The 11,729-nt window shown below is 61.2% G+C and carries 9 protein-coding genes and 1 pseudogene; all 10 read left to right on the forward strand.

Annotated features, from left to right (window positions below; all coding sequences use genetic code 11):
* Nucleotides 1-29 precede the first annotated feature (29 nt).
* The 10 genes and pseudogenes from CHB99_RS11465 to CHB99_RS30560 all read left to right on the forward strand — a co-directional run bounded on the left by CHB99_RS11465 (nucleotide 30) and on the right by CHB99_RS30560 (nucleotide 11,630).
* Nucleotides 30-743 carry a LexA family transcriptional regulator gene (locus tag CHB99_RS11465; RefSeq protein WP_042123670.1) on the forward strand — a complete coding sequence of 238 codons (714 nt, stop codon included), beginning with the start codon at nucleotides 30-32 and terminating at the stop codon, nucleotides 741-743.
* 276 nt (nucleotides 744-1,019) lie between these two features.
* A pseudogene (locus CHB99_RS11475) lies at nucleotides 1,020-1,675 on the forward strand (IS5 family transposase); the annotation flags it as partial.
* A gap of 161 nt (nucleotides 1,676-1,836) precedes the next feature.
* Nucleotides 1,837-2,040, forward strand: a complete 204-nt coding sequence (locus CHB99_RS11480) for a DUF1329 domain-containing protein (RefSeq protein ID WP_042123668.1) — start codon at nucleotides 1,837-1,839, stop codon at nucleotides 2,038-2,040.
* Nucleotides 2,041-2,365: 325 nt separating this feature from the next.
* Nucleotides 2,366-4,828, forward strand: a complete 2,463-nt coding sequence (locus CHB99_RS11485) for a LuxR C-terminal-related transcriptional regulator (protein ID WP_042123666.1) — start codon at nucleotides 2,366-2,368, stop codon at nucleotides 4,826-4,828.
* Between the two features lie 371 nt (nucleotides 4,829-5,199).
* On the forward strand, nucleotides 5,200-6,036 hold the full coding sequence (locus tag CHB99_RS11490) for a phytanoyl-CoA dioxygenase family protein (RefSeq protein ID WP_042123665.1): 837 nt from the start codon (nucleotides 5,200-5,202) through the stop codon (nucleotides 6,034-6,036).
* A 28-nt stretch (nucleotides 6,037-6,064) separates the two neighbouring features.
* Nucleotides 6,065-6,469 carry a RidA family protein gene (locus tag CHB99_RS11495; RefSeq protein WP_042123663.1) on the forward strand — a complete coding sequence of 135 codons (405 nt, stop codon included), beginning with the start codon at nucleotides 6,065-6,067 and terminating at the stop codon, nucleotides 6,467-6,469.
* A 138-nt stretch (nucleotides 6,470-6,607) separates the two neighbouring features.
* Complete coding sequence (locus CHB99_RS11500) at nucleotides 6,608-8,083, forward strand: MFS transporter (protein ID WP_084702653.1); 1,476 nt, start codon at nucleotides 6,608-6,610, stop codon at nucleotides 8,081-8,083.
* Between the two features lie 112 nt (nucleotides 8,084-8,195).
* Entirely contained in the window at nucleotides 8,196-9,527 is a 1,332-nt protein-coding gene (locus CHB99_RS11505) for an NAD(P)/FAD-dependent oxidoreductase (protein ID WP_042123661.1), read from the forward strand.
* A gap of 37 nt (nucleotides 9,528-9,564) precedes the next feature.
* Nucleotides 9,565-10,866, forward strand: a complete 1,302-nt coding sequence (locus tag CHB99_RS11510) for a flavin monoamine oxidase family protein (protein WP_042123659.1) — start codon at nucleotides 9,565-9,567, stop codon at nucleotides 10,864-10,866.
* 392 nt (nucleotides 10,867-11,258) lie between these two features.
* Nucleotides 11,259-11,630 (forward strand): DUF2946 domain-containing protein, encoded by a 372-nt coding sequence (locus tag CHB99_RS30560; RefSeq protein ID WP_084702650.1) that lies wholly within the window; start codon nucleotides 11,259-11,261, stop codon nucleotides 11,628-11,630.
* Nucleotides 11,631-11,729: the final 99 nt, after the last annotated feature.

Below are 11,729 nucleotides of genomic sequence, written 5' to 3' on the forward strand. Positions count from 1 at the left end.
CCTTGCCCCGGGCCTCTAGAATCGAGCGCATGAATACATCCGGTGATCGATTGAAGGCCCTGCTGAGCGAGTGCAACCTGAGTGCTTCGGACTTCGCGGCGCAACGCAAGGTAACCCCCCAGCATGTGAACAACTGGTTCCATCGTGGCGTGCCCCAGGCCCGGCTCGATGAAATCGCCGAACTGCTGTGCGTACGCAGCAAGTGGCTGCGCACCGGCGAAGGCCCCAAGCACAGCATCCCCCTGCCGCGGATCAATCGCGGCGATACCGGCCAGTGTCGAAACGAAGCACCGGATCACAGCGCCCTCTTCGCCTACGGCGAGAACGACGTCCAGGTGCCATTCCATTACCTGCGCGGTTGCCAGCTGGAAGCAGTGGAGGCGCGCTACCTGAGCCTGCCGCGTCATGTCCTCGACCGCCTCGGTGTCGATCCGGCCCAGGCCGTCGGCCTGAGCATGCCCGACTATAACATGACCCCGCTGATTCCCTACGGCGCACCGCTGGCCATCGACCTCGGCCTGACCCGCGTGGTCGACGGCGAGCTCTATGCCGTGCTGCACAATGGCCATCTGCGCATCAACAGCCTGAGCAAGCGCGGCAACGGCGCCTTGCGCCTGCACAGTCATGACAGCGAGGGCTTTCCCTGCGAGAACTACAGCATCGGCCAGTCGCGCAGCCAGCAGCTGGAAGTCCTCGGCTGGGTGTTCTGGTGGGCGCAATTCCGCGGCGAACGCCCGGACTAGTGGATTTTTTGCTGGGCATTGCGAGTCATTCCCAGTATGCTACGCGCCACCTCCGCCCCTGACTGCCGCTTGCACGTCACGGGCCGGGCGAGGCCTCACACAGCCCTCGCCCTACGACATCCCAGTGTGTCGTCCAACGATTTGAAGGCGGTTGCGGCTTGCCAAAAGCCAGCCAAGACTGTCCCCGAGAAGCCGGCCACAAGCCGGCTTTTTAATGCCTACAGAAATCCACCAAGATCTACCAACCTTAGAAAATCAAGGGTTTGAGGCGTAGCCTTGTCTCAAGGCATCCACCTACGATTGGCAGAATCCATCGCCAAAGTGTGGGTGAAGGTGTGGGTAAGGCGAGGAGTCTGCGAGATGGGGCTCGGCCCACTCCCGACCATTCCCCCAAGCCAAGCGCGCCAGCTCGCAGCGGATCAACGAAAACTTCTCGCGACGGGGATTGATCCCCTGGAAGCCCGAGATGCAGAGCGAGAATCGAAACGAGAGGCTGAGCGTCAGGCAGCAGCGCGGCGCAGAGACATGCCTGAGCGATACGGTCCTTGGTCCACGGTTTATCAGCGATTTCGGGATTGGCGGAATCAGGGCATCTTCAACAAGATGCTCAAGCGGATGCACGTCAAACTCAACGCACAAGGGCTGATCGATCTGGACACCTGGTGCATTGATTCAACGGCAGTCAAAGCAACCCGGGCTTCCTCTGGGGCAGGCCAAAAAGGGGGGCGGAAGAACCAGCGGACCACGCACTTGGGAGAAGTCGGGCAGGGTTAACGACGAAAATTCATAGGGTCTGCGACGCCCGAGGTGTGCCACTGCATTTCACTCTCTCTGGCGGGCAAGCCAGCGATATTTCGCATGCTCAACCCTTACTCGATGGTGTCCAGGTTCCAACCGGCTGGGGCAGGCCTCGCAAACGATGCCGCAAGCTCGCAACAAGTTATGCGGCCATGGCCAGCATTGGCCTGCTGGCGGCGGTGTTTACGACACCTCATTTCGTACAGTGCATAGAACAGTTACCAGTTGACCTCACCTGCGCTCAGGTACGACGAGGTCATCGAACCCGGGCACATCAACCAGGACCTGACTCGCCATGAACTGCACCGGATCAGGGGGCGAGGCCAAAGTGCGCGAAGGACAACGGAACAATTACGCCAAGCGTGTCTTCCTCGTGGACGAGGGCAGCCGGCAAATTGCCTTGTCCGAGCAATATTACGGTCGTGGCCAGCTCTGGCATGTCGAGGAGGGCCCTGCCATGCGCTACTTCAATCGCCAACACATGGGGCTACACGCTTAAAAGTACTGTACAACCTGCTGGCCGGCCGATATTTCGCGCCGGACATGAAGAACGAGGAAAGCCGCAGCTTGGAGTATGATTTCACGGCGAGAATGAGTGACTTCACGCCTTTGGCGCTGCACAAGAGCGGGGTCCGTTGAGGATATGCCGGTCCGGGGGGAACCGCCTTGGACGGGACTAAGGATTCAAAAGACCCAGATGAATGACGAGTGGAAAGGCAATCGCTCGGCGCCTTCCACCTGAAGCACTTGCCGGGCGGTGGAATGAATGCTGTCACCGGGACTTTCCCATACCTCCTCAACCCGGAAACGGGAGAGCAGAAAACATGACCCATTCTGATGAAGTGTCGAAGGCGACCGACCTGCTTGTTCGTCCTCGTCTATTGGAAAAGCTGGATTCTGGTCGGCGCATTCGCCTGCTGTGCGCGCCGGCAGGGTTCGGCAAGAGCGAACTGGCCCGGCAGTTCGCTGCACGCGTGTCGCATTGCCCGCTGCTGTGGCTCGACCTGCAGAGTACCGAGAAAGGCCTTGATCAACTCCAGGGCCGATTCGCCGAGGTTCTGGACCTCGATGAACTGTCGCCATCGGTAGAAGAGGTGCTGAAGCGCCAAAAACAGGGCCTAGTCGTACTGGATGGCTACTGCCCGGAAAAAACCACGGATAAATGGCTCGAGCATCTGTTCGAGCACTGTCCCTGCACGCTCCAGTGGCTGGTCTGCACACGTCGCCTTCCCTCCTGGAGAGTCGGCAGGTGGCTGCTGGCCGACGAACTCACCCTGCTGGATGCAGAGGAGCTGGCGCTGACCGTAGCCGAGACAAAGCTGCTGCTTTCTCAGCTCAGGATGAGCCGACGCATCTCCGCAATGGAGCTACAGCGACAGAGCGATGGCTGGATAGCGGGCATCAGCCTGCACCTGCTGTCACTGCAGTCAGGAGTCGACAGAGCCTTCGGCCTGTTGCATCGCAATGCGTTGGTGCAGGACTATATTGACAGCGAAGTACTGGAACACCTGCCGGCGGAGATGCTTTCTCTCCTGTGCATCATCGCCCAGGCACCTTTCGTCGACGCCCCGCTCTGCGCGTTCCTGGCCGATGATCCCATGGCCTTGCGCAAGCTGCGCCGCGAGCAGGTGTTCCTCCGCCACCTGTCGGGCTCAACGGACCGCTTCACGCTATTCGAACCACTCAAGCGGCTTCTGCAGGAGCGCTACCCCGACCAGGCCGCTCCCCTGCTCGCCGCCAGCCAATGGCTACACCTGGCCGGTGCCCACGTGGAAGCCTTCCGCTACACGCTGGCCATCCCGGACACCTCACGCGGGCTGGTGTCCGTAGGCCAGATCGCCCTACGGGAGCTGTATTCCGGACAGAACCTGAACTACCTCCTGGAAGGTATCGACCGGCTTGGCCTCACCTGGATCGAACAAAACCCGCAAGGTCTGGAGGTCGTTTCCAGGGCCTTGCTGCTGGGGGGACGCCTGCAGCAGGCCGAGCGCACCATCCATCTCATTGCAGAGCAAGACATCGACCTGCACCTCGCCCTGAGCGCCGAGTTGGCTCTGCATCAAGGGCACGCTCAGGAAGCGCAAAAAACCGGATACCGGGCTCTGGAGCGCCTGGCGGAAAATGAGCGCTGGGCGCAAATGATTCTCTGCTTCTCGTGCCTGTCGCGTGCCAGCCTCACCTTGGGTGACGTTGTGACGGCCAAGCGCCTTCAACACCAGGGTATCGAGCTTTCGCGCCGCAAGGGAGAAACGCTGTTCGAGTGCCTGCTGATGCTGGACGACGTACTGATCCAGGAACTGGCCGGCAATCTGCTTCGGGCTCTACAGGCACTGGACCAATTCGATCAACTCCTGGTCCAAGGCCCAGGCTCGGCACTTCTGCAAGGTGCGGCGTTGATCCGGCGCGGCTGGCTTCTGATTCTGACCGGACAAGAAAGGCAGGCTCGTGACGCCTTGGAAGAAGGCTTGTTGCTCTCTTGTGCAAGCCGTAATCCGGTGGCTTGCCACGCCCCGGCGATGCTTGCGCAGCTCGATGCTAACAATGGCGACTTCGCAACGGCACAACAGCGACTGGCGGATGCGCAACGACTGATGCATTCCTGGAACGTCGCCGAAGTGATTTATAGAGGGGTCCTCGACCTGTGCACCGTCAGGATCTGGATGAAGGCCGATCGCTACGACTCGGCATCCCGACTGCTTTCCCGCGTACGCGAGCAGTACGAAGGCGAGCATGCCCTCACTCCGCCCAGTACATACCCCGATCTTTACGCCCTGGTGGGCTTCCTTCAAGCAGAAGTACTATGCTCCCGGGGTTCCTTCGGCGAGGCCAGCACGCTACTCGACCAGCTACTGCAACGAGCCGAGGGCAATGCGTTCAATATCATCGTCTGCCAGGCCCAACACGCCTTGGCCGAAGTTGTCCGCCTGAGGGGAGACCTGCACAAGGCAGAACGGCTCCTGGCCTCCGCGGCCGCCATGGCATTACGCCAAGGACAACATAACCTGCTCATGGGACCCCATACGGAAACCCTCCAGCTCAGCCTGCAAGCGGGGCCGATCGCGGCCTTGCCGACAGCCCCGGCGCCAGAGGTCGAGTTGCTAAGCCCGCGCGAGCTGGCAGTACTCAGCTTGATAGCCAAGGGCTACTCCAACGTCGAGATCGCAAAAATCCTCTCGCTGTCCCCCTACACTGTCAAAACCCACGCCAAGCACATCAACTCAAAATTGAAAGTCAGCAGCCGGACGATGGCGACGGCCCGTGCGAAGGCCCTCGGTCTTTTGCTTTAAGCCAAGGCAATCGATCCCGAGCCCGGCTCTCGCGTCGGGCCACCACTTCGGACCAGTCCTCAGCGTTCACCCTGCCTCGTACATCGCGACCCGTTGCGCGCCCTAGCCAAAGAGCCCCTCACAGCCCGCAAACAAGCCCGTTCGCTGCACATTTGACTGACGACCAGATCACCTCGCTGGCGGACCACCGTGCCCGTCAGAAGCCGGCAAGGACGACGACCCCGGCCAGCGATAGCGTAAACGCGCACCGCCCGGGCCCTCAGCGCTGAGGGGGGGGGGGTAATACCGAATACCCACTTGGAGGCATTCACCTTGCCAGGCCCTATCCGTGAGTCTGCTCCCTACACCCCCGACAAAAAAGGAGACTCCCCATGCCCATCACCCCATCAGTGCGCAAAGCCTTTCGCAATGACGGCGCCGTCCTTGTCGAAAACTGCCTCGACGAGACGCAACTGGCGCAGTGCTACGAGGCGTTCAAGTGGAACGTTGCCAACCCAGGGCCGTACAAGTTCCAGGCGCTCGACGGGACCAAGCTGCAGACCCACATCGACAATGCCAACCCGGTCGTCAAGGACAAGTACGACGATCTGGTGATGACGCTCCCGTTCGGGAAGCTGTTCCAGGAGCTCTGGGGCTCTGAGCATGTCTGGTACTTCGCCGAGGAGGTGTTCGTCAAGGAAGGCGGCAAGAGCGGTCGCGGGCCGTGGCATCAGGACACCGCGAACCTGCCCTGGGCCGGCGAGCACTGGGGCAACGCCTGGATCACCTTCAACAAGATTCCCAAGCGGAACTCGCTGGAGATCGTACGTGGCTCGCACCGTGGCATCCAGTACGACGGGGCCAGCTTCGCCAACGCAGAGGATCCGACCGACCCGCTCTACGGTGACGGCTCCCTGCCTCGCCTGCCGCACATCGACAAGGAGCTCGCGGAAAAACCCAACGCCTGGGACGTAATCTCCTGGCCGATCACGCCCGGTGATGTCGTTTTACTTCACCCACGTTCGCTGCACGGCGGCGCAGCTGTCGATGCCGATACCCCGGATCGCCACACACTGGTGCTGCGCTTTTTCGGTGACGACGCCAAGTTCCGCTGCCTACCGACGTCGAACCCGACATACGCACGCAACGGCGTCCTCTTCTCCGAAGAGATGGCCAAGCTCAACGAGGGAGAACCGTTCCGCTCGCCCATTTTCCGCCAAATCGTCTGATCTGAGCATTGCCAGGAGTATTTCGAACATGAAACGACTGATGATCAACCCACCGCATACCGAGGAGCTGTACGACCGACTCCACTTCTCACAAGCAACCCGAGTCGGCGATCTGATCTGGGTGTCCGGTCAGGTAGGAGTCGATCGGATAACGCAGGCGGTGGGAAATGGGATGGAGGCACAGGCCCGGCTGGCATTCGACAACCTGAAAAGCGTCCTCGAAGCAGCGGATGCCAGCATGGCCGACATCGTCGAGCTGATGACGTTCCATACCGATCTGCGGGGCGACATCCAGGAATTCATCAAGGTCAAGGATGAATTCATCTCCGACCGCTACCCCTCGTGGACAGGCATCGGTGTCAGCCAGCTCGCTCGCCCCGAGTTCCTGATCGAAATCCGCGTCGTCGCGGTGGCCGGCAGCGGTGCCGACTGATACCGCCATAGGATTTCCGCTGAATGGCGCTTTGACGCACTGGCGCAACTGCTGGCGTCTCATCGTCCGTAATCACGCGTCGGTACAGCTTCATCAAGAAGACAACAGAACAAATACAAAAAACTGATGGAGACAACCATGAACCGCCTTGACGGCCCGGGGCAATCCGCTCCCCACGAAAACCCGCTGAACCTGACGGCCCGGCTCGATCGCTTGCCAGTGATGGCCACTCACTACATCTGGGCTCTGTTACTTGCGGCCAACCTGATGCTGGAGTACTACGACAACGCCATCTTTGCCTACTCGATACCGACGATTAAAACGCACACCGACCTGAGCCTGGACCAGATCGGCTTCATCAGTAGCGCCTTCTTCGTGGGAATGGTGATCGGAGCACTGGTGGGCGGGAGGCTCTCGGACAAGTGGGGACGCCGCTCCGTGCTCGTCTGGTCCACCGTCCTCTACTCCCTGGGAGCACTGGCGACGGCGTTCGCGCCGGACTTCGAGATCATGCTGATCTCCCGTGTGATCACGGGCATCGGCGTACAAGCGGCCACATCGGTCCTGCTCGTGTACATCGCCGAGATGTTTCCGAGCAAGGCGCGTGGCCGCTTCGTGTCCATCGTGACGCTGGGTTTCGTGGTTGCCGGAGTGGGTGCGGCGGCACTCGCCATGTTCTTTCTCCCCCATGGTGGCCCCAACGCCTGGCGTCACCTGCTCCTCGCCGGCAGTGTCGGTCTGCTGATCGCTCCCATTGTGCGTTACGTCCTGCCGGAATCGGTGCGCTGGTATGTCTCGCGGGGGCAGATCGAGCGCGCCGAGAAGATCGTCCGCAAGCTGGAAGCGCGAGCACTACGCCACGGCCCGCTGAGCGAACCGCAGGTTGCGAACCTGGAAAGGGTCGAGGAGCCATCGCTGCGCCAGCTCCTGAGAAACAAAGCCGTGCTGCGCACCATGGCCGTGGTCACCGTCGGCTATTTCGGCTCGAGCCTGGCCTACTACCTGTTCGCGAACTGGGGCGTCTACGCACTCATCCATGGCCTCCAATACACTGAGGACCAAGCGTACCGGACCATGTTCGCCTGGAACCTGGTGTATTGCGTCACGCCATTCCTCACCTACCTGTTCCTGGACCGGTTCGAGCGCAAGACAACCATCCTCGCTACCTCCATCCTCAGCGCGATACCGCTTGTGATGCTCGGCCTCTCGACCAACAGCACAGTGGTCATAGTCGCGGGCGGGGCCACCGCCATCATCACCGGGCTCGTCATCAACGCCTACTACACCTATATCCCGGAAACCATTCCCACCCGGTTGCGTGCCCTGGGCAGCGGCATCGTGATGTCCGGAGGCCGATTCGGCGGGGCCGCCTCCGGCGTCCTGGGCGCAGCGCTCTTCTCCAACGGGGGTATCGAGAGCGTGATGCTCACCGCAGCGGCCTGCTACGTCATTTTCGCCATCCCTGTCGTCCTCTATGGGCCTCGTACCACGAAGCGTTCGCTCGACCTGGTCACTGGCCAGGAACTCGGCGCTGCAGACGGATCGCAACCGGGCTCGGGAGCACGCAGAACACTGGCATCTCACCTGCCCGACTCAGGAGGGAAATTTTCATGACCGATCTGTACGACGCTGCGCGGGCTGGGGCTGCGCTCGCCAGCGTGACCGTGGCCAGGGCAATTCGGCCAAGCAATGCGTGCAAGCTGAAACAATGGAAAGAGGCCGTGCGATGACCAGACTCGACGACAAGTATCGAACCCTGGGCGGATGGGAAGAAAAGCCGGAGGACCTGCAGCCGGATCTGGTAGGCAATGTCACTGCGGATGTGGTGATCGTTGGCGCTGGGCTGGCCGGCCTTTGCGCGGCATTGGAGCTTGCCAGGCAAGGAACCCGCGTGGTCGTCCTCGAACGTGAATTCGCCGGCTTCGGCGCAAGCGGGCGTAACGCGGGCTATCTTGCCGGCGGGCAAGGGCTCGGATACGACTTCTTCCTCAAGAAGATCGGCACCGAGAAAGCGAGGCAGGTCGTCCGGTTCTACGAGCAAGGCGTCGCTTTCGCCGAAGCGAAGTTCGAAGAGCACGAGATCGACTGCGACTATCTTCAGTCGGGGTTGATCCGCGCCGGCGTCGATCCCTCCCAGGAAAGGCGACTGCGCGAAAACATGCGGATCGGCGCCGAGCTCGGTTGTTCATCGGAGTTTCTGGATCAAGCCGAGATGCGCGCGCGCGGAATCCCGCCGGCGTTCCTGTTCGGTAGCTACGTGCCGCGCGGCGGCACGCTCAACCCAGGCAAGTACGTCCTGGGGCTGCGGCGTGCGGCCATTCGGGCTGGCGTGCGGCTCTACGAGAACACGCCACTGCTGTCCTATACCGAAGGGCCGCTTATCGAGGTGCAGACTCCGCGAGGCAGCACGAGCGCACCGGTGCTGATCTTCGCCACCAACGCCTATACGCCGCAGCTCGGCTTGCTCGGCAACAAGATGGTGCCGTTGCGGGTCTCGGCAATCGAGACGGAACCTCTTTCCTCGTCGCAGCTGGCGGCACTGGGCTGGCCGGGACGCGAAGGCATAACCACTGCGCATTTGACCATGGAAAGCCACCGCCTGACGGCACGCAACACACTCGTGCTGACGACCAAGCGGCTGCGCTATGCCTATGGCTCGAAAACACCGAGCACGCCTGAGCACCGTCACTATCAGGCGCTGAGGGTGGCTTTGCACGAGCGCTTCCCGACCTTGAAGGGCATCCCCATCAGGAGTTGCTGGAGCGGCTACATCAGTTTTGCCAACGATACGTTACCCGTCATCGGTACAACCGGACCCCATCGGAACATCTACTACACCGCAGGCTGTTCCGGGCATGGTCTCGGCACCCAGGGCCTGGTCGGACACATGCTCGCCGAGCGAATTCGAGGCGTCGAGAACTCGCTGCTGACGATGCTGATGAGCCACGACACGCCATCGACATTGCCCGAGCCACTGCGTTGGTGTGCCGTCAACGGGGCATTCGCGACCGCAAACAGCATGGACGAGCGCATCAATCGCAAAGTACGCACCGCCTAAGCGGCACTTACCCCTTCCCTCTCGAAGAGAAAGTCATATGACAGATCTGTACGACGTCGTCGTGATCGGCGCTGGCTTCGCCGGCGTGAGCGCCGCCCGCGACCTCAGCATGGCGGGCCACTCGGTTGCGCTGCTCGAAGCGCGCGACCGCATCGGCGGCCGCACCCACCTGGGCGAAGCATTCGGCCGCCGGCTGGAGCTGGGCGGCACCTACGTGCACTGGACCCAGGCGCATGTCTGGCGAGAGCTCAAGCGATACGGCATTGGCTTGGCAACACCACTGCCGATTGCCAAATCCTACTGGCTCGCCAACAGCCAGGTGCACTGTGGAACCCCGGCTGAATTCGCCCGGCTGACCGACCCGCTGATCGCCCGGCTCTTTGCCGACGCGCGAGCGCACTTTCCACAGGTGGACGACATCGAGGGCATCGACGCCAGTACAGTCGACCAGCAGACCATCGGAGACCGGATCGATTCACTGAACCTTTCCGCCCATGACCGTGATCTCCTGGTCAACGTGATGGCAACCCTGATCAGCTCCGAGAGCGAACAAGGGCTTGCCCAGTTCCTGTTCTGGAGCGCGATCTACTTCGGCAACTGGAACGCCTTCATGGAAGTGGCCGGGCACTGGCCGATCGAAGGCGGAACCGGACGACTGCTCAGCGCGATGGCTGCCGATTCGACAGCCGAACTTCGCCTGTCTACGCCGGTGGCTGCGATCGAGGACAATGGGGACGAAGTCATCGTGACCACCCGTGACGGACAGCGTATCCGCTCGCGGCATGCAGTGGTGGCACTCCCCCTCAACACGCTGGGCGACGTTTCCATCGAACCGCCGCTTGCACAAGCGGTACGCGCCATGGTCGAGCAGAAGCACCCGATTATGCCGAGCAAGATTTGGGCGCGGGTCAAAGGCGAGATCGAACCCTTTCTCAGCCACGCCCCGGTCGGCAAGCATCCCATCAGTACCGCCCGTACCGAATGGCGTCACGACGGCGACACGCTGGTCGTATGCTTCTGCTCGGATGCGTCGGCGCTCGATGGCAATGACCACGACGCCGTGCAGCGAGCACTACGGGTCTTCGTCCCGGATATCGAAGTGCTGGAAACCGCCTGGCATGATTGGGCGAGCGATCCCTTCTCACAAGGTGGATGGGTTCATCACCGTCCTGGCAACCTGACCCAGGTGGTTCCCCAGATGCGTAGGCCCCATGGCCGCATCCATTTTGCCGGAGGGGATATCGCGGCGATTGGTGTCGGTGGCATCGAGGGTGCCATCGAGACTGGCGCCAAGGCTGCCTGTGACATTGCTCGCGCATTGGGTGGCGCTGGCCATTGACAGCACTTGTTGTCGATGGGGCTGGCATTGTGGCAGGCCGCAGCCCCATTGAATCCCCATTCGGGGCGTCAAAGAAGAACTGCCAATTCAGGAAAGAAGCCACCATGGACCCGGCAGCAAGCCATCCCGCTTCGCACGTATCCATCCAACGTCTCGATTTCGGCCGAGTCTCTGTCTTCTTCGGCGAGAAGAGCGGGAAGTATCCGGACGGAAACCAGGTGCTCATCCACGGCTCCGACATGCGTGCGGCGTTCGACACGCCCATCGTGTGCTGGTCTAATGCCCCCGGACACCTCAATGGGTGGGCACACATCAATCGGCTAGCAAAAAGCCATTTACTGTGGCCATGATAAGAAACAACAAAAAACCACCTTATCCACAGAGTCACCTTCATGCGTGTTGTTCGGCGTCATCGCTCTCTGATCGCTTGGATTCTCTATGCCTGTGTCGTGTACAGCGCATTGGTGTGCAGCATCAATCACGGCCAGCAGAGCGCTTTGGAACTGGGAATCGGTGGCATCTTTTGCTCGATCGACAACCATTCCAGAGTAGCGCCGAACATCGATACCGGTGACTCGCAAAGTCCTGTTCCGATGCCCAGCACGGGCTGCCCGTTGTGCAGTGTCGTCACCCTGAGCATTGCGGCGCTGCTCTGTCTCAGTTGGTTACTGCGCTCACCTGGCAAGACCTTCGTCGCTACTGAGCAACGAACCAATGCTTCTCCCCGCGTCACTTGGCCCCCGGCCAACCCCCGCGCTCCTTAGTTTCGTTCGACGCATTCACATCTGCACCTTCACTGCGGGCACCTGCGTGCGCCTGCCTGAATGGTTCAGCTGGTGCTAGCTGGCCAGAAAAACACTCTC

Source organism: Pseudomonas japonica (assembly GCF_900188455.1).
Lineage (GTDB): Bacteria > Pseudomonadota > Gammaproteobacteria > Pseudomonadales > Pseudomonadaceae > Aquipseudomonas > Aquipseudomonas japonica.